This window comes from Pseudomonas sp. JAI115, from assembly GCF_014200835.1.
Taxonomy (GTDB): Bacteria; Pseudomonadota; Gammaproteobacteria; order Pseudomonadales; family Pseudomonadaceae; genus Aquipseudomonas; species Aquipseudomonas putida_A.
On record NZ_JACHCY010000004.1, the window covers coordinates 269,992 to 290,010 of the forward strand.

General features: G+C 57.7%; 13 protein-coding genes. All 13 read right to left on the minus strand.

Annotation, left to right across the window (positions count from 1 at the left end; genetic code table 11):
* A partial coding sequence (locus tag HDC30_RS12110) for an Ig-like domain-containing protein (protein WP_183783187.1) occupies positions 1-5,265 on the minus strand: 5,265 nt, incomplete at its 3' end.
* A gap of 450 nt (positions 5,266-5,715) precedes the next feature.
* A complete protein-coding gene (locus HDC30_RS12115; protein ID WP_183783189.1) occupies positions 5,716-6,192 on the minus strand; it encodes a hypothetical protein in 477 nt (158 codons plus the stop codon).
* Positions 6,189-6,419: a filamentous hemagglutinin N-terminal domain-containing protein gene (locus tag HDC30_RS29480; protein WP_183783521.1), complete on the minus strand. Its 231-nt coding sequence runs from the start codon at positions 6,417-6,419 to the stop codon at positions 6,189-6,191. The genes HDC30_RS12115 and HDC30_RS29480 overlap by 4 nt, the downstream gene beginning before the upstream one ends.
* Positions 6,420-6,690: 271 nt before the next feature.
* Positions 6,691-7,767, minus strand: coding sequence for a DUF2235 domain-containing protein (locus HDC30_RS12125; RefSeq protein ID WP_311660606.1), 1,077 nt, complete (start codon positions 7,765-7,767; stop codon positions 6,691-6,693).
* A 420-nt stretch (positions 7,768-8,187) separates the two neighbouring features.
* Positions 8,188-8,646, minus strand: a complete 459-nt coding sequence (locus HDC30_RS12130; RefSeq protein ID WP_183783191.1) for a hypothetical protein — start codon at positions 8,644-8,646, stop codon at positions 8,188-8,190.
* A 183-nt stretch (positions 8,647-8,829) separates the two neighbouring features.
* Positions 8,830-9,585, minus strand: coding sequence for a molecular chaperone (locus HDC30_RS12135; RefSeq protein WP_311660609.1), 756 nt, complete (start codon positions 9,583-9,585; stop codon positions 8,830-8,832).
* Positions 9,582-10,892 (minus strand): fimbrial protein, encoded by a 1,311-nt coding sequence (locus tag HDC30_RS12140; RefSeq protein ID WP_260319912.1) that lies wholly within the window; start codon positions 10,890-10,892, stop codon positions 9,582-9,584. The genes HDC30_RS12135 and HDC30_RS12140 overlap by 4 nt, the downstream gene beginning before the upstream one ends.
* Positions 10,889-13,567 (minus strand): fimbria/pilus outer membrane usher protein, encoded by a 2,679-nt coding sequence (locus HDC30_RS12145; protein ID WP_183783195.1) that lies wholly within the window; start codon positions 13,565-13,567, stop codon positions 10,889-10,891. Before HDC30_RS12145 ends, HDC30_RS12140 begins: the two co-directional genes overlap by 4 nt.
* A 20-nt stretch (positions 13,568-13,587) precedes the next feature.
* Entirely contained in the window at positions 13,588-14,331 is a 744-nt protein-coding gene (locus tag HDC30_RS12150) for a molecular chaperone (RefSeq protein ID WP_183783197.1), read from the minus strand.
* An 84-nt stretch (positions 14,332-14,415) separates the two neighbouring features.
* Positions 14,416-14,934: a fimbrial protein gene (locus HDC30_RS12155; RefSeq protein ID WP_183783199.1), complete on the minus strand. Its 519-nt coding sequence runs from the start codon at positions 14,932-14,934 to the stop codon at positions 14,416-14,418.
* Between the two features lie 164 nt (positions 14,935-15,098).
* Entirely contained in the window at positions 15,099-16,268 is a 1,170-nt protein-coding gene (locus HDC30_RS12160) for an HlyD family efflux transporter periplasmic adaptor subunit (RefSeq protein WP_183783201.1), read from the minus strand.
* 33 nt (positions 16,269-16,301) lie between these two features.
* The gene (locus HDC30_RS12165; RefSeq protein ID WP_183783203.1) at positions 16,302-18,467 is read right to left on the minus strand and encodes a type I secretion system permease/ATPase; all 2,166 of its coding nucleotides are present in this window, start codon (positions 18,465-18,467) and stop codon (positions 16,302-16,304) included.
* 75 nt (positions 18,468-18,542) lie between these two features.
* Positions 18,543-19,925, minus strand: a complete 1,383-nt coding sequence (locus HDC30_RS12170) for a TolC family outer membrane protein (RefSeq protein WP_311660617.1) — start codon at positions 19,923-19,925, stop codon at positions 18,543-18,545.
* Between the last annotated feature and the right edge of the window lie 94 nt (positions 19,926-20,019).

The window sequence follows — 20,019 nt, forward strand, 5'->3', positions numbered from 1 at the left end:
CACGTCCTTGCCGTTGGCCACTGCCTCGGTTTTGTCAGCCACCAGCAGGATAGTGGCCGTGCCCGTATCCGCGATGAACTTGACCTTGGCTTCAGCGGTTTTCTTGTTGCCCCAGCTGGCGGTCAGGACGCCGTCGGTAGCTTTTATACCGCTGATCCAATCGATATTGGCGGAGCCATCATCTCCAGTGACAACGGTCGCTACAACCGTGCCACTGGTGGCGGCCAACTGTATCTCCATCCCACTTACGGCATTGCCATGAGCGTCCTTGGCCGTCGCCTTTACTTTGATTATGTCTTTTCCATTGGCTATGGCTTCATTATTATCAGCCGACAACGAAACCGTCGCTGTGTTGAGATCCGGTACGAATTTCAGATTTCGGGAACGAGCGTGCAAAGGAACCGAAGCGGTGACTTCACTTACTCCGGCTAAGAAACTTACCAGTTCTTTTTCCACCTCACCTTTATCGTCTGTGACGGCAGTCGGCTGGATGACAGCCTCGTTGCTCGCTATAAAACCTATAGAGATTCCGGGCACGGCATTATCGTAATTATCCTGAACTTTAATTTTGATCTTATTTTGATCAAAACCATTTGCCAACGCTCCGTCTTTCGTAATATCAAAAACTGTAATTCGCGCACTTTTTCGGTCTGCTTCAAAAGTAGTATCTTGTGAGCGCTCTTGACTACCAAGTTTCACAAAAACCTTGGTTATACCTGCCCGGGCATTATGAAATCTAATACCGGCTTGACCAAGCACGTTGGTTGTTTGTGTGGCAGCGTCGAGCACCGCGCCATTCCCTACACTCAGCTCAAGATCAATGCCTCCCAAAGGATTGTTGTTTTTATCTACAACCGTTGCCTTGACGATATTCGAATTTTCTCCATCTTTATCGCTGACCGTAGACTTATCTTTCATTACTTCCAGATTTAGAAGTTGAGCGGTGTCTTTATCTGCGATGAAATGGGTAGCCTTGGTTTGCGACTGACCGTTTACCGTGACCTTCATAAGACTGGAATCGGCCACGGTACTGGTCAGCGTAGTGCTGGCCATACCTTTACCATCGGTATTCACTTTCGCATCTTTTAGCTTGATCAGCGCCTTTGGATTGGTCGATTCGAAGCTGACGCTTGCATTAGGCACAGCATTTCCGTGAGCATCGGTTACTTTCACCGTTACAGTGTTGTATTCAACCCCATCGGCTTTTGCTCCTGAACCCACCTGCAGATCACTCGCCAGAATCGTTGCTGTGGCCATATTGGGCACAAAGGTGGACGTCAGCTCATGAACGGTTTTACCCACCGTCACTGCCAGGGTATGACTGCGTGCCACACGACTGGTCATCGGCACCGTGAAACTGCCGTTATCGTTAGTACTCACAGTGGCAGCAACGGCCAGGCCATCATCGCCCTTCAGACCCACGCTGTAGTTCGCCAGCGCATTGCCGGTGCCGTCGACGATGCGACCTTTAAGGACGTTCTCGCCCTGGCCATCGGCCAGCGAGTTGTTCGGGTTGATCACCAACTCACCCTCGACCTTCGCCGTCGCCGGATTGACCTTAAAGGTCGCGTCAAGTGTCCGCTCATCACTGCCGGCAGTTGCCGTCAGTGCATAAGTGCCTGCCACACGGCTGCTCAGCGCTTCGCTGAACATGCCGTTGTCACCGGTCTTCACACTCCTGGCAACGAGCAGTTTGTCGTCTCCCGCTAGGGTGACTTCGTACTCCGTCAGCGCATTGCCCGTGCCGTCTACCACGCGACCACTCAGGCGGTGGGTCGCCACACCGTCAGCAAACACCTCGTGTTCGGTGATCGTCAGGGCATCGAACTTCGCAGTGGCCGGGTTCATCACAAAGGTGGACGTCAGCTCATGAGACGTTTGACCCACGATCACCGTCAGGGCATGGCTGCGTGCCACACGACTGGTCATCGGCACCGTGAAACTGCCGTCATCGTTAGTACTCACAGTGGCAGCAATGGCCAGGCCATCATCGCCCTTCAGATCCACGCTGTAGTTCGCCAGCGAATTGCCGGTGCCGTCGACGATGCGACCTTTAAGGACGTTCTCGCTCTTGCCGTCGGCGAACGAATTATCCGGATCCATTATCAGTTTACCATTGACCTCAGCAGTGGAATCGTCCGCCACAAAACGCTGCTGAACCGATTGCGAGCTGTCGCCGATTTTCGCCGTCAGCGTGATATCGCCAGCCTTGGTGCTGCTGAACGTCACCACGCTGGTGCCGTCAGCACCTGTGGCCGAAACACTGGCCTGGACAGTGTCCGCGTGTTCGAGGCTCAGTTCGGCGCCTGGCAACAGGTTGCCATGCTCATCCGTCACCGTCGCAATCGCCGAGTGCGTTGCCACACCGTTGGCCGCCACATCACCGGTCGATTGGGCCGTCAGCGAGACGATCTTCGGTGTGGCCGGATCCGCCACAAAACGCTGCTGAACCGATTGCGAGCTGTCGCCGACTTTCGCCGTCAGCGTGATATCGCCAGCCTTGGTGCTGCTGAACGTCACCACGCTGGTGCCGTCGGCACCTGTGGCCGCAACACTGGCCTGGACAGTGTTCGCGTGTTCGAGGCTCAGTTCGGCGCCTGGCAACAAGTTGCCATGCTCATCCGTCACCGTCGCAATCGCCGAGTGCGTCGCCACACCGTTGGCCGCCACATCACCGGTCGATTGGGCCGTCAGCGAGATAATCTGCGGCGTGGCCGAATCGGCTGCAAACAGGATAGAAACACTTTTACTGATAACCTCGCCTATCTGGCCATCTATTCGTGCAGTCACCAAAGCTTTCCCAGCGCTATTGCTTTGAAGGGACGCCCTGAATTCTCCCTTTTCATCGGTAATGACACTGCGAGCAATCGTCGGTTGCTTATCAGTTGCCGGGGCTATGCTCGCGTCAAATCCAACCGTGACACCGCCCACCGGATTCTTGTTTTCATCAATAAGCGTACCGGTAAGGATCACTTCATCCTTACCGGCAGTTGCTTGGTCTTTATTAGCTACCAGCGTGAGTTTTGCCGATACAACATCCGGGATGAAATGCACATCAATGGCATGCGCCTGGCTATTGGCTTTGCCTGTAACTGTGACTTTCCCGGCGAGCTGACTTACAAAACTCAAGCGCGCCACACCACTGGCATCGGTCACAGCCACCTGCGTATCGCGCGTCGTCGCATTGTTAAGCGTGAAACTCACCTCCGTGTCAGCGACCGGATTTCCCCTGTCATCCCACACCGTCGCACTCACCACGTTGGGCGTACTGCCGTTAGCCGGCGAGCGATCCTCAATAACTGCCAACTCGATGGAGCCGATAGCCAACTGACCCTCGATAACAGCCAAGTGATAATTGGCATCCGCCACTTCCAGATAATTCTGCGGAATAGCCTGATTCTCGACCGCATGCGCTGAAGGGATAAAGAAGTCAGCGGTAGCCCGCAAAACGTCGCCGGCAGTGGCGAGCAACTGCTCCACCACACCACGGCTACCATCCAGGGAAGCCAAACGTGGCATATGCAGGCGCGCGATAACGGTGACCTGTTGCGTCTCCGCACCAGGCGCTACGGTGATCACACCCGTTTGCGGATCGATCGTCACCAGCGCGGTATTGTTGACCAACTCGTAACGCACGATGCCGGCCGCCGGGGTGCCACGAAGCAAGGGGGACGGTTGGGTAACCGGAGTACCCGATGGGGAGTTTGCCTGTACGACCACGGCTTGCGAAATAAAACCGAAGTCGCGGTATTTGGCCTGCTCTTTATAGTTCAACACCACATTGTAATTGCGGTCAACAAAGTCCTGCTTGGCCAGGACGAGGGGCCGCAGGGCCGTCGCTTGTCCAGAACGCAGTTGTTGCTTGAGATCCCGGTCAAAACTCCAGTTCAGGTTCATGCCGAAGCTGAACTGCCCGCTGCCGCCTTGAAGTCGTTGGTGCTCAGAGGTAAAGCCCAGCAACGGGATCGGTTGCCATTTCAGGCCAACACCATGCCCGGACGGATCCTTCTTCAGCTTACCTGCGCCAAAGGCGTCAACACCCTGGCCTTTCCACTGAAAATACTGCGCAGTGGCAGAGAGCTGAGGTATGCCAGGAATCTGGGCTTCGCCACGCGCATCCCAACCCGCGGCCGGACGCTCAAACAGGTTCATCCGATTAGGATCGGAATTCAGGCGCTGCTGATCAGACTTTTTCCAAGGGCTGATAGGGGCATAGGCGTTAGTCGCCAACCGGGCAGTATTGCCCCACATCTCCAGGCCCACACCGGCCCGTGTATGACTACGGGTGAAATCATGGTCGAAGAACGTGTTGGCACCCAACATCAGATCCGAGCTGACCAAGCGGCGATAGCCTACGCCCACGTTGCCCAGATTACGATTGTCAAACGTACGTGCGCCCACCTGAGCAAACAGGATGTCTTGCTCGGTTTCGGCAATGGGGTGCAGATAGTCCACACTCAGGTTGACATCATTGGTCCGCGCATTCGCGCTCAATCCAATCTTGGCGCGACCATAAGGTGACAGAACCTCCTCCATCGAGGAGGACATGAGACTGGTCAGCGCGTTGGTGGCCGTCGTGGCCCCATGCTGCACAAAAAAGCTGCTTGCGCCTTGGCGATTGTTACGTGCCTGACGTTCATAGGCATTGCCGGCGTCGGCGGCCACTTTGGCCAGAAGCGTTTCAAAGTCCTGCTGACTTTGCGCAGAGTCCACCCCTTTAACGGGCTTGGAGCCTTTTGTGACTTTTGTGTGAGCGACGGCCGGAATCAGCATCACCTCACCGGCTTCAAGCGTGCTGACAACGGGTTCCCCCAACACCAAGGTGTTAAGCCGACGCAGCTCGACTTCGGAGCGGTTCACCTTAACAGCGACAGAGCTCAGCGTTTCGCCGGCCTTGAGTGAATAGGTGACATAGGCGGGATATAAACGCGTTTCACCCGAGCTCTGGCGTGGAACCATGAGAGCCTGGCCTGTCCAGCCCAAGAGCATGGCCTGATCATGCAGAGCGAGCAAGGAAGACTCCGGTACGGCGAAGCGCGCCGCCAGAGTACTGAGGGTTTCATGCTCCGAAGGCACGACCAGCACATACTGCTGATCCGGGGCGACTTTTTGATTTTTTTCACGCACAGTTTGCGCCACCTGCTCCGCTACCGGAGAGGCGACTGCACTGGCAACACTTAAGAACTGGAGGGCTAAGCAAAGAAATGCTGTTTTGCGAAAGGCGCCTGTCTTACGTTGAAAAAAACCAAAGTCTGGATTGTGCATAAACCATCTGATGTTCGTGAAATATTCACGTGCTTTATAGCCGCAAACAACACCGACCCGACGGCAATAACAATGAAAAAAAGTGATTCACCTCTCTTACCGAGGAACCAGCTGAGCCCAGCTCGCCTCTACTGCAGCTGGGCCAACGCTATATTTCATACATCAAGCGAGCACTGCCGCAGACTTCGCGTGTACTAAACGCTCAACGCTTAACAGCCACGAGCGCGGTGCGGAGTCAAGGCGCTTCCCGTTCGCGACCTCAGCCACTCTCCACCATTAGTTGAACCACGCCTGCATGCCTTCCAGAGGCACCTGCAAGTGCCAGAAACTGGCCCCAGCCAAACGCAGGCTTTGAATTTCCAAGCAGGCCTATTCGATTCACCCGATGTCACCGCCAGCGTGATCTCTCTCGGCCCAAATGTTGTTCCAGCAACAAGGGGATCCAAGGGCTCAGGCTCGATAGGCATGATCAGCCCCCCCTCCAACAGCAATCCTCTCCCGCCGGAAAGAGGAGTCGGGAATAACCTCCCCCTCCCTGCCATCGGTGCTCTGGCCGTTCAGCACCATCGCGAAGACAGGACTGACGAGATCAAACTGCCCCATTGCAGCCCGCTTTAGAAGAGAGATGGCTTCGATAACACCACTGTACCGTCCCCCACCTTGGCTGGCTTGCAGCTCAATATTGGCAACCTTAATCCCCCTCATTGGACATACCAGATCAACCGGCCGCCTCACTGCGCCTGCCAGCTCGACATTCAGAAAAGGATGACTGCCGCTGGGCAGGGTGAGTTTGAATGCCTGAGCCAAAACCATGTGCACGCCTCCCTGAGTCGCCATGAGGGAACCGTTATTGCTGAGATTCCCCGCACCGGCCAACACAACAAAACCCTGCTTTTCATTGCCGATGATCACTTGCTGGTTGCTCACCTCGCCAACGGTGACTCTGTAGGCTTGAAGTGAAAGCGGCCATTCATGAAATGCTCAATCTCGATCGCCTGCGTCGCTACCGCGAGACAATCCATGTTGAGTTGTGCCCCAGGACCAAAGGCCACGCCATTGGGATAGAGCAGAGATATTCGGCCATTAGTATTCAGCGCGGCATTGATCTGGCCTTGCGCCCCGGCGATCCGATTCAGCGCGGCATCGGCACTCAGCGCATGACTGAAGGAACGCTATGGCCGGTGCCGATATCGAAGGTGCTCCAGTCGATGGTTGCATTCCCCCTTGAGAGATGGTCATCTGCGCGCCATTAGGGATGAATTTTGACATTGCGATGAGTGACCACGCCGGCATTCGGCAGATTCTGCGCCCATAAGCCAGACACCCCACCAGCACACCACCGACATTGCGCCATGGGCGCGCAGAAAGGTGAATTGATCAGCTTTAATGGAAATGTCAAAACGGCGGGAGTTTTCCCCCGCCATTTCATTCCGGCCGAATTGCAGCCTCTGTGCGATCGATTTGTCGCTGGAGCTGCAAGCCGGCAAACACCCGCTCCTGCTCTGGATCATTCTTCCCGGTCTTTAGCGGCAAGGGCATGGGCGTAACGACCTCGAGCATTTCCTCCGGCCAGCCCTTGATCACCAGCTTCGCTTTCTTTACCAACGCCTCGGCATAGATATCCGTGCGCCTGACGTTGGAGCCCTTAGGCACAGTCACCCCTTGCATGACCCCGACCAAAACACGCTCCTGCGCCTCGGCCCGGTAGCCGCCACCAATGTTCGAGTGCACGCCAGGCAGGGTGATTTCCGGGTGATCGGGCGACACCCGGTTCAAGGCAAAATTGGCCCGATGCTCATCACGCGCCACCAAGTGCACCAAGTCGCTAAATAACGCTCGCGGCAGGAGCAAACGCACACCTGGCGTGATGGGGCTTTGCACGTTCCACCAGTTGGCAAAACCACCTACAGAAGCAACAGTGTCAAACAGCCCAATGAAGCCCATGCGGATGTCGCTGTTGTAGTAATCCAGAAAAGTGCGGCTCAGCTCCCTTTCATATCTGGTCAGGATGGCTCGCAGCGGGCCTCGCTGGCCCAAGGCGACTTCATTGGCAAAGTGACGTGCGGCCGCTGCGCCTCGGCTGAAACCGAATGCGTCGAAGGTCAGCGAGGTGATTTCACTGCCGGGGTTGTCTTTGAGAATGTTAGAAATTGCCCTCTCAATTAAGTCAAAGGACTGCTGAACCCGGCCAGCGATTCCTGTCTCGCCACGTCCTGTCGCCATACCCAGAACATTATCCTTTGCACCGGCGGTGGTGCCGATACCTTCCACATACACCATCCGTGTGGACAGCTTGCCCGTTTCGTCTCCGTCATTCCCTTCGTAATAGAGTCGACTCAGTTTTTCCACATTGCTGACGTCGTTGCCATAACTGCTGTCCGGATCACTCATATACGGCTTGCAACTGGCCGCCAGGTCTTGAGGCTTGATTGCATGATGCGCGCCACATGCCAGGCCCATGGCCGAGTTCGCCGCGTTGTTGCCGGTACCGTCGAAAAACACGCCAATGCGCACTGCGATGCGAGTGCGGATCTTGGCCGGAAGCGGCTTTTCTTCGAGTAAGGCTGGCGGCTCGTAGGGCGCGGCAGGGCCGGTTTTGGCTTTCTTGCGCGGTGGATTTGGAGTAGCTGGCCGACAAACCCCTCGGCATTATGTGATCACACGCTTTTTCCCAGTCAGTTGGACACATTCCTTGAGCACTCGACTTCTTTTCCTTGAAGAACGGCGAGGCTAGCAAACGAATCCCCAGGCGCGTGGGGCAACTCTTACTGATTGTTTCAGTAGGAAAAGCAATCGCCCTGACAGCCGTACAAGGCGACCTTAATGCCGCTCCTCGCTGTTCAGCGCTATTGAAAGCGACGCCCCCTGCTCAACAGGCGGCAACCGCACATCGGGGTCACAGCGTGGCAAGACCCTAACCGTTTACAACATCTCAATGGTGGGTTTGGGCAAGGGCAAGCCTTGGATTGAAGAGTTACAAACGTGGCACTCAAAGGCTTTATGCACGGGCTGAAGAATCGATTTGACCTTGTTCATAAAGCAGGTGGCGCACAGGTAGTAATCACTGATTGCATTATGGGTGGGGGTCACGCGGCAATAGACGTAGCTGCCTGTTTTCAATCGATGCAACGTGTAATTCTTCTCTTCCACTTCCCAGTCGCGGGTATCCGCCAGCTCGACCTCAAGCTCCTCATTTTCCAACTGCAGTCTTGAGAAAGCCAAATGATCGGAGGTCAGTTGCTGGTGGAGTTGATCAATCCAGTCGTACACCGCGTCTGATGCGGCGCTCCGGTCAATCTCGCCTTCTGCCTTCAGGGCTGTTTCCAGCAAGGCTTTAAGTTGATTTTTACTGTTCAGCAGGTTTGGCAGGGTCGTCAGCATTTATGGGCTCCAATAACGAAGAGTCCTCGAGCGTAGCAGCGCCTAATGAGCGCGCCGCCCTCACCTATTTCATAATATTTCAGGCATCACCCAAGGCCCACTTCTCCTGTTTCCCAATGAAAAAGGCCTAAGGATGCGCTTCCCCTTCACCTTACGCGCCGGCAGGTAAGCCCATCCCTCTCGCTATTCAAGCCGCGCGGAACCTTGCTCAAAATGCCCACTGTCATCAACCAGGGTGAACTGAACCTGCGCCTGAGCCTGCCCCCCCTCTGCTGGACCGGGCGGCAAGGCGTAACAGCGATCGCTCAAGGGCGAGGTCATCATGTCGTGCGCCGGGATCACCGCCCTTTCATGGCCGTATTCGACCAGTTTCAACGAAGAAAAAGAGGCGTGATACGGCGAAGGATTATGCACCCACAGGCACTTCTGCTCGCCCGCCGAGCGCAGCTCAAAGCGTAGAGTGGTGGCCGAGCTGTTGCCTGCGTCGGCGAGTGCCTTGGGCCGGTAAAACACCTTCATCTGGGTGTTCATGGCCACCGCTACCCGCGGCCCGGGTTGCGACGCTTTCGAGAGGGTCGGAGGGACTTCGTAAATATTGAGCCAGAACACCGATTCACGATCGGTGGGCAGGTGCTCGCCCGTCAAAATCAGGCGCAGCCCTTGAAGCGCACCGGGCTGTAGCCGAAACACCGGCGGTACGACCACCAGTGGCGTCAACGCTTGCTGGAGAGCAAGCGCTTCCTCACCATGGTTGGTCCAGACCTGTACCAGCACCGGGTAGGCATTGGTGTTGGCCAACATCAAGGTGCGCTCCTTCTGCCCCTCGCGGTAAATCACCCGGGTGCTTTCAGGCATTACACCGGCATGGGCCTGCAAAGCGATAACGCACCCTGCCAGCAGCAGAACCTTTCGCCTCCAGCGTTCGCATCGATCCGTCATTGCACCCTCACCCGCACGATGGCCACGGCGTCAACCTTGCCCGCGCGCGCCCTCATGCCGGGCAAGGCCGAGAGAATGGCGGTGATCGACTGGGTGTAGACGGAGGCACCGGTGCCAGTGGCACTGATCAGTTGGCCTTCGCGGATCGGATACCAGCCGCCGGCGCCGCGGTTACCGACAGCCCCGACAGGGGCGCCGGCCTGGCCGACAAAATTCATGTCCGCGCCGGTGGCATTCTGGCGCAGACGAATACCCACCCCGGTGGCGATCGAAGGATCGCTGCCATAGCCGGTGGACAGCAGATAGGTCACCGCACCGTCCCCGGTGACGAGTCCCAGTTTTTGCGCCTGCTCATAGGCATTGGGGGAGACCTGAATGCCATACAGACTCTGCGTGGTGATGTTCAAGGCAAAGTCATTGCATTCAAGCTCGATGGAGAAATCGCTTTCGCTGGTCTGCCCGGTATTGAGTTGCTGGCTTGAAATGCGCGCAAAGGTGACCACCGGGGTCACGCTGCGCACGGCGCAGGCGGCGTTGTAGCTGATGAAGGCGCCACCGCGCAGACCGAACGCCACCCCGTTGCGTACCCCGAGAAAGGTGCGGCTGGTATTGGCATCGGTGCCGGCCCGATCCGATACGATGCCCGGCCCCTTAAACTGGATATAGGCATTGGGCACCGTACAGGTGTAGGCGGCCACGCTGCTGCCGGCTCCCTGGGCAATTCCTGCACATTGATCGCTGCCGCTGCCACTGGCCGGAGGCAGTGCGGACACACGGGCAAGCTCGGCCTGCACCATGCTCAGGTGCTTGCCCTTGATCTGAATCTTGTCCCCGACCACGTCATAGTGACTGATCGGGCTTTCCTGCCAGTAGCGGGTAAAGGTCTTGCCGGAGTTCAGGTGCGTCAATTTGAGGGACACATAGCCAAAATAGGTGGCAAAGTACCCGGGCAGTCCGTCGTTGGCCGAAGTGCCGGCCCCGGCGCCGATTTCCCAGTGCCCGCCGACCCGGTCGGCGCCGTTGGTGGCAAACAACTCGTAAATCTGGTGCCTGTCCGCTTGGTCGCACTGCCACAACACCGTTTCGCCACTGAGCCCCGGCGCATTGGCAGCGCTCACCAGCACGCTGCCTAGGGAGGAGCCTACCGGCTGCAGGTGGGTCGAGGTCAGGCTGACCCGCCCGATGCTGATCTGCGCCGAACTGCCGTCAGAGGTTTGTACCCCATTGTAGAGCTGCTCACATTGGGCCTGTGCGTGGGACGTGCCCAGCAGGCTGACCAACATCAGCCCGATCATTGAAAGTTTCATGGTGCACTTCCTGCTGTACGGCATTCGCTGTCCAGCCGCACCAGCGGCTGCTTGAGATTAAGTCCCTTGAGGTCATACGCCATCACACACTGTTCATCGGCCTCCTCCCCCCAGCGAATGCTGAAATGGCCGGCCTGTTGCTCGCTGCGCACATACGCCTGACTGCCCTGCCCGACCATGCCGACCACCACGCCCTGGTCGTCCATGACCTCGGCCCCCATGGGAATGACCTGGCCCTGCGGCAGGTGCGCGGTGATCAACAAGGCGGCCCCGGAGCGGGTCTTGAACTCGATCTTCACCGCCGCTCCCGCCAGCGGGGCCACCCGCTGCTGGCCCGATTCCAGCTCGGTGTTGACGTCCATGCCTTCCGGATCCAGGGCGATGGTGTTGTAGCGGTACGGGGTCAAGGACGGCACCAGGGCATAGCCAGAACTGTCGATGTGCGTGCCCTGGCCGTTGAGCACCCCGGCACCGGTCGCGCCCTTGGCCTGCACCAGGGCAAAGGTGTCGCCCAGATAGGGGCCGAGTGTGATGCCGCCCCTGTGAATGGCCACCCCCCCCCGGGCCGAGCCGGCCGCCTGCCAGTAATCCTGTCCCTTGGAGGCATTCAGGCCGAGGGTGCCCAGGCGCGTGCGTTTTTGCACGTTGCCACTGTAGGTGTTCTGGCGTTGCTCGGCATCATGCGACACGTCGAGTCCGTAACTCAGGCTTTGTTCTTCCCCGGCCACCCCGGACAGCGAGCTCTGGTACACATCGCCATAGTTGACGCTGTGGCTGACGGAGCTGTTGAGCACCGGCGTATTGACGTGAGAGGGGTCGCCCAGAGGAAACGAGAGTGACACCAGCACCAGGGTTTCGGTGATGCCGGGCACCTGCACCTGATTAAAGCTGCTATCCACCAACGGATCGTCGATCACGCCAGGATCCCCGCCCGCGTACCCGCTGCGTGAAGGGCCGGTGCGCTGACGGGCCACCGAGACATTCAAGCGCAGGGTGTCGTTAAATACTTGGCTGTAGCCCATCTGGTACTGGGTGTCGCGGTCATGGCCGCCGCGGTAGTTTTGGGTCGCGGCCGACAGATACAGCGACCCCCAGACATCCAGCGCCTGGTTCACCGAGACCTCCCAGCGCGTGTTGGGCAGGTACTGATTGTCCGTACCGGCATAGCCGTTGTAGGTGTTGTAGGTAAGGCTCGAATTGAGCACGTCACCAAAATCCCGATAGCCGGCGGAGAAATACCGGTAACCAGCCACCGTCAGCAACGTCTGGGTCGGCTCAAAGGTGCGGCTGTAGGACAAACGCGACATCCAGCCACTCATCTGTCCTGCCCTCTGGACGTCGGAACGCGCATAGGTGGTGTCCAGTCCAAAAGCACCCAGCCAGTTAGCGTACACCCCGCCCAGCAGCACGGCCTGATAGTCTTGCGCCAGGCGCAGACCGCTGTTGACGGTCACGGCATTGCTCAAACCGTGCTGATAGGTCAGTTCGGTAAACGCAGTATCGGTGCCCATGTCGCGGGTGCGCGCCAAGGCAAAGGCATAGCGCGAGGAGCCCGGGCGCAAGGATTCGGCAACCGAAGAAAACGGCACCGAAAACCGACTGATACGCCCGTCGGCCTCCTCGACCGTGACCTGCAGATCGCCATTGTAGTGGGTGGCGTACAGGTCGCTGATCTCGAAGGGGCCTGCCGGTACCACAGTCTGATAGATCTCGCTGCCATCCTGGACAATGCTCACCCGGGCATTGGATTGGGCAATGCCGCGCACCGTCGGTGCATAGCCGCGAATGGACTCGGGCAGCATGCGTTCATCGGAGGCCAGCTCCAGTCCGCGGTAACTGACCCCGGAAAAAAACTGGCCCGAGGTGTAACCCTCGCCCAGGGTCAGCTCGCTTTGCAGGCTGGGCAGGGGGCGCTGCAGGTATAGCAGCGTACTGTTCCACTCGGCACCCTGATCGCTGTATCGCACACTGCCCTGCTGGCGCAGCCGCCACATGCCCATGTTCACCCCACTGTTGAAGACGCCGTACGAGGAATCGCTACGGCTGGCATAACTGCCCGTATGGCTGACGTGATAGTGGTTGAGGTTGTAGTTCACAAAGCCCAGGGTCTCACCACTGTCCAGACTCTCGGGGGGCACGTACCCCTGGGGCATGCGGTTGATCAGGCTTTGCGGCACCTGCAGGTCCAGACGTTGCGCGCCCATGTCAAAGGTGAAACTGGCGCCCTTGACCGCCTTGACCAGCTCAAGGCACGCCTCACCGCCCGCCCCTTCAATGGCACTGCGCTTGACGCCGGCATTTTCCAGCAAGGCTGCCGTCAGACAAGGTTGCACACGGCCATCGGCCAAGGCGGAAAAACGCAAGGTGGCGCGTTGCACAAAGTGGTTGTTGATGTACAACTCAACGCTGTAGTCACCCGGTTCAATCGCATTGGGCTTGTTGAAGCGCGCGACCGAGCCCATGCCAAACATCAGGTTCTCATCAAACTGATATTCATCGCTGCTGTCAGGCGAAGCGGGCGTCGCCGGAGTAGCCGGCGTGGCAGGCGCGTCCACAGCGGCGTGTGCTTTGGGATAGAAAAGGCTCAGAGCCACCAGCGCAATCGTCCATAGCGCGACCAGCACGCTCGGGCGAGCAGAATTTGAAGCCACACGCTCATGATGACGCTCATCCATACAGCATCCAATCAACACCCTTACTCAAGCATAACTTCACTGACGTCATCGCCGCCCAAATCATTGACCAAGGTCAGTTGCAGCCGTTGACGGGCCTCAAGCGCTGGCACGGACGCGGGAATGACCCACGACGTGGTGCTTTTGGGGGAGAGCATGAGGCTGGATGCGACGGGCACTTCCTTGCCGGCGATCAGCAGGCTCGCCTCTCTGATCACAGCGTGATACGGCGTGGCGTTCTCGACCTGAATCTTGGCGCCGGCCCCACGGCCCTGCACCTTGAATTTCAACGCCTTGCCCAGCTCGTCGGTACTGCCCCCCAGTCCCTTAGGACGATAGAACACTTTCACCCGACTGGTCACGGACATCACCATTAAATTCGAACTGGCTTGGCTGGCCTTGATCGCCGGCATCTGGACAAAATTCAGATAAAACACCGATTCGCGATCGGTCGGCAGATCCGCACCGGTAAACACCAGACGCACCAGTTGCCCCGAATGCGGATTCATGCGAAAGATCTGCGGCGTGGCAATGAACGACGCATCGGCGGTTTCAGGTTTGGATTGCGCATTGCCCTTGTCCAGCCAGATCTGCACCAGGTTAGGGTAGTCGTCCTGACTGGTAAATTGCAGCGCTTTTTCAGAAGCGCTCGCCGGATAGATCACCCGCGTGCCGACCAGTACCACACTGCAAAAAGCCGGTGAGGTGAACAGCATCGAGAGCACGATCACGGCGTAAAAGCTGAATCGATAAAAAATAGTCATCATGGAATCGTCCGCGCAGGAATGAAAAACCCATCAAGCTGCCGATCCCCAACCACGGGATCGGCAGTGTGCGGTTAACCTGGCTCCTTACAGGTAGGTGATGGAGTACTGCACAGAGGTGGTCACTGAACCAGGGCCGACTTTATCTTCACTGATATACCGTGCACGGAACTCTGCGCTGGCTTCGGTTTGACCCTCTTCCAGCACCAGTCCGTCTACACGGGTGATTCCGTTCAGCTCTATCGGTTTGCCGTTAGGCGCCACCAGTTGCACGGCGACCCCTTCGGCAGTGCCCATGTTCTTGAGGTTGTGACCTTCGGAGACATCATTGGCCAGAAACTGGGTCGTGATGGGTGTTTTCCCCTTGGGTGCTTCACAACCACTCACCTCGACGGTGAAGCTGATTTCGCCGTCAGTCAGACCGCGTTTTTGCAACGACGAGGTGGACACCACAGGCAACAACACGACGGTGGAGCTTCCGCCATTGACACTGACTGCACAGGTCTGAGCCGCCACCTCTCCTTTGAAGGTGAGCGTATTTTGGCTCGCAGCAAATGCCATGAAGGGAAAAGCCACCATCGCAACCGTTAACGCTGTACGTTTCATATTCAACTTTCCTCTTGTACTCGAGCGGTGGCCATCGGCTTGCGCCGAACATCAGCCACGTCTTTTTGGAATAGCGAACCTCTACAACGTGCCTATCCAGGCTCTCTTTTGGATTTACCTGTCTGCTACCACCTCCTGCATCTACCCTGTTAAAAGGCCATGAATCAGCGCTCCCTCAATGACTCCTTGAACTTGTTCAACGGCTTGAACAGATAGTCGGCCACCGTCTTGGCGCCGGTCTTGATCTCCACGCTCGCCACCATGCCCGGCACCACCGGAAACTCGATGCCCGCCTTGTTCTTGATGGAGGTGCTGCTGGTACGCACGTACACCCGATAGAAGTACTGGTCGGGGTGCACGTCGTCGCGAATGGTGTCGGGGGAAACGATGTCGACCACCCCCTTAATGTCGCCATAGATGGAGGAGTCGTAGGCGGTCAGCTTGACGTTGGCGGCCAGCCCCGGGCGGATGTAGGCGATGTCGCGGGGGTTGATCTTGGTTTCAATCAACAGCTCGCCACCCAGCGGAATGATCTCGATGAGTTTTTCGCCAGGCTTGAGCACCTCGCCCAGGGTGGTCACGTGAATTTCCTTGATCACCCCGTCCACCGGCGAGGTCAGCACGGTGCGGCCCAATTGCTCTTCCCGTCCGGCCATGATGGCGCGCTGCGCTTCCATTTCGCCTTTGGCTTTGACCAATGCTTCGTGCGCCTGCACGTAGTAGTTGCTGGTGACCTCGTTGATCTTGCTTTGCAGTTCCGAGAGCTGGCGACGCAAACGAATGGAAGTCACCTGGCTGGCCGCGCCCTTGCTGATCAGAGGATCGGTCATGGCCAATTCCGCGCGGATCAGGTCCATGGTTTTTCGAAGGTCGACGACGGTGGCCTCGATACCGAGCTTGCGCGCGTTGTACAGCTCAGTTTCCTGGCGCACGAGTTCGGGGTCGGCTTGCACCCGGGCACTGAACACAAGCGGCGTTTTGGTGATTTCAGCATTCAAACGTTCAATGGAGGCCTGCAGGGCATCCACGCGTACGCTGGCTTCACGCACGGTGGATTCGAAGTAACCAGGATCGAGCTTGGCCAGCACCTGGCCCTTCTTCACCAGATCGCCTTTCTTGACCAGCATCTGCAGGATGATCCCGCCGTCCAGACTCTCGATAATTTGTTCCTGCGAAGCCGGCACCACCTTGCCGGCCCCCACGGTCACTTCATCAAGCAGAGCGAAATAGGACCACACGCCAAAGACCACCAGCACCAGAAGCGATAACCAGATGATCGAGGATGAGGGGAGTTTCTCCGCCGTCATCAATTTACTTGTCGTTACGTTACTCATAATCGATACCTGCCAATAAACCCGGGTGTAGAGCTATTTGGTTGCCTTCTGGGCTGGCACCATCGCCGCCGCATCAGCCGGCGCCGAGTACTTCTTCAGTACCTTGTCGCGCGGGCCGTCATCGATCACACGCCCGCCCTCAACGATGACCAGACGCTTGACGATTTTGAGGAGGGCGGGACGATGGGTAACCACGACCAGCGTGCGGCCGGCCACCCAGGTATCCAGACGCTTCAAGACCTCTTGCTCCAGGCCCTCGTCCATGTTCGAGGTCGGCTCATCGAGCAGCACGATCTTTGGATTGCGCAGCAGCATGCGACTGAGCAGGATCATTTGCTTTTGCCCGCCGGACAGGCCGCGACCGCCTTCATGAATCACCTGATCAAGAATCGAGGCGTCACGCTGCAGCATGCTCAAGGCACCACTGACCGACAGGGCGTCGAGCATTTCCTGTTCGGTCGCATGCGGGTGGCCCATCAGCAGGTTCTGGCGCAGAGAGCCGAAGAAGAGCCTGGAGTCCTGGGCCAGAAAACCGACCTGAGCGCGCACATCCATCGGGTCGATCAGGCTTAGATCCACGCCATCAAGCGTGACCTTGCCCTGGGTGGGCATGCCCTGCCCGGCGAGCAGTTTAAGCAAGGTGGATTTACCGGCGCCGACCCGACCGAGAATGGCCACGCGCTCGCCCTGGGCAATGCGCAAGTCGGCAATGTCCAGAATGCTTTTGGTCTGCCCGTAGTCGTAGGCATACTGCACGTGGTTTAACTGGTAGTTGCCGAGCAGATGCGGGCAATGCGCACGCGACTCTTCAGGAGGCAGATCGACCGGTTTTTTCAGCAGTTCATCCAGCCCGTTCATGGCGACCTTGGCGTGCTGCCAGCGGGAAAAGACCATGGTCAGTTGCATGAGCGGTGACAAGGTGCGCGAGGACAACAGGCTGCAGGCCACCAGGGTACCGGTGGTCATTTCACCCTTGAGGACGAAGTATACCCCGAGCACGAGCATGGCCGAATACGACAACTGCTGAACCAGACCACCCCACCCCGACAGCATGCCGCCCCAGAAGCGTTGCTTGATGCCGATGTCGGCGCTGATCTCGTGGTTCTGCTTCCACACGCGCTGGAAGTAGGGTTCGGCCTGCAGCGCCTTGATGTCCTCGATGCCCTCGATGGTTTCCACTAGCACCGCGCTTTTCAGGGCACTCTCGCGCATTCCTTCACGCGAGAGCCTGGCCAGCGGCCATTGCAGCAACAGACCGGGAATGATCACCAGCGGAATGGCCAGCAGCGGAATCCACACCAGCGGCCCGCCGATCATGGCCATGATGCCCAGGAACACCAGCACGAACGGCATATCGGCAGCCGCCCCCACGGTACTTGAGGTGATCATTTCGCGAACGTGATCAACCTCGCGGATCTGCGAGATGAACGAGCCGGTGGACTTGGGCCGCGCTTCGTTACGAATGGCCATGGCCCGGGCGAACAGGTAGGCGGAGATTTTCAAGTCCGCGTTCTTGCCCATGATGTCGGACGCGCGCGTCCTCGCTATGCGGATCAGGAACTCGAAGATCGCCGCAATCAGCACGCCGATGAACAAGACCCACAGCGTGTTGTACGACTCGGCGGGAATGACCCGGTCATACACCTGCATCGAAAACAGAATCCCGGCCAGGGCCAGAACATTGCTCACCAGCGAGGCCAGAGACACCTCGATGATCTTGTGCCCGGTGCCGCGAAAGCCCTGAACCAGCCAGTGTTTTTCGTAGGGTTTGACGAACTCGTCGACCCGCGAATCGCGGCCACGCAGCGCCGGGGTCAGCAGCACCACCATGCCGCTGGCATGCGACCAGAAGTCTTCGGCCGCCAACTCGTATTGCAGGTCGCTGCTGTCGGTGAGCCAAAACATCAAACTGCCATCAGCATTGATCGCTTCCACCACGGCCAATTGACCGTCATTGCGGGCGATGACAAAGGGCACCATCTGAGGCGACAGGTGAACCTTCTTCAGGGTTTTAATCTTGGCCTGCAGGTTCACCAAGGATGAGAGGCGCAGAATTTTTTGCTCCAGCGTGTCGCTTTCATGCCAGGTCATCTGGTGCGCCAGATATTCCGGGTCTACCGGATGCCCATAGGAGGCACCGACGCGCGACCAGGCTGCAATCCACTTTTTGAGATCAATGTTGCCGTCGAATTCGCTCATATAAATCCTTGACTCTCTTTTTATATTCTTTTTAAAACCTGAGTTCCGATGGCCGGCTTCAAGCCTTAACACCGTTTAGAGATGGGGCAGTGTCTGCGGCGATGGGCTGTCCACGCCCAGCAGCGGCAATAAGGAGTTCTGGATCACGGCAAAATTAATCACCGCATCAAAGCGGTCGTACTTGGCCGAGGCGCTGTTGCTTAGCGCCTGGAAGACGTCCTGCTCGACACTCAGCAAGTCGGTGAGGCTGCGCTCGCCGAGCTTGTATTCCTCCTGGTAGATGTCCCGGGTGCGCAGGGCGATATCCACCTGATAGCGGCTGCTCTGAACCCGGGCGTCCGCCCCGCGCCAGTTGCTCAAGGCGGTGGAAGAACGCTGATCGGCCTCGAGCATGGCCTGATTGACGTTGGCCTTGGAGGTTTCCAGATCCTCGTAAGCCTGAGAGACCCTCGCCGAGATGGCCCCGCCGGTGTACAGCGGCACGTCGACCGAGATCCCGACTTGGGTGTCCCAGCCGTTTTGGCTGTTGGCAAAGTTGCGGTTGTATTGGTGCAGGTAAGCCGCATCCAGACTGATGCTCGGCAAATGTTGCGCCTTGGTGGAACTGAGCACCGCTTCGCCGGCCTTGACCTGGGCCACCGCCGAACGCACCGCTGGCACAGCACCGTAGTCGACCTGCCCTTTGTTACTGGACAGATCCGGGGCCAATGCTGGCGGCAGTTCGGCAAGCGTCTGGGCATACTTGCCGGTCAATTGGGCGAGACTGACCTTGGCGTTCTCCAGCTGACTGCGGTACTGCTCAAGGGTCGTGTTGTAGGAGGCAATGCGGGTGGTTGCCTGAAGTGCGTCGGCTGAGGAACTCAAACCGGCCGACAAGCGCAACTCAGCGGTCGATTTCACATTCTTCAACGAAGCGATCATGCGCTGGGTTACGCCGATGATTTCCTCATAACGCCTGACGTTGGAGTACGCCAACAAGGTATTGCCAGAGACTTCGGTAATCGTCTTCATCAGGTCTTCACGATAGGAATCGGTCAGAAAAGCCTGGTTATCGATCGCCCCCGACGTTTTACCGAAGTCATAAATGAGTTGTTTGAGTTTCGGGCCATAAGCGTATTCATTGTGCAGGCCGTAATTGCTGGCCAGACTTAATTGCGGGTAATACGCACTCTTGGCCTCGTCTTTGCGCGCCTCGCCTTTCTTGATCTGCGCATAGGCCTGCGCCAATTGCGGACTGCGAGCAAAGGCCAGCATGATCGCAGCTTCAGCGGTTAAATGTGCAGCGGGCGTGATCTCGACGGCTTGCGGGTTCTCTGCATAAGCCGCCCACGCCAAATCAGGCTGCCAACACATCAACGCAACCCACAATCCAGAAAGGGCAAACTTTTTATAAAAGTGATTGGAGGCATTTTTGGGCAGGAGCGGGCACACGAAAGGCACCCTCATATAGCTACGCATATAAAGTTCCCAGCAAAAAACTATCGTTTTTTTAATCGAGCTTTGCGCTCAGGTGCCTGGAGGAGCGGTAGTGCGAGTTCGTTGTCGCACTACC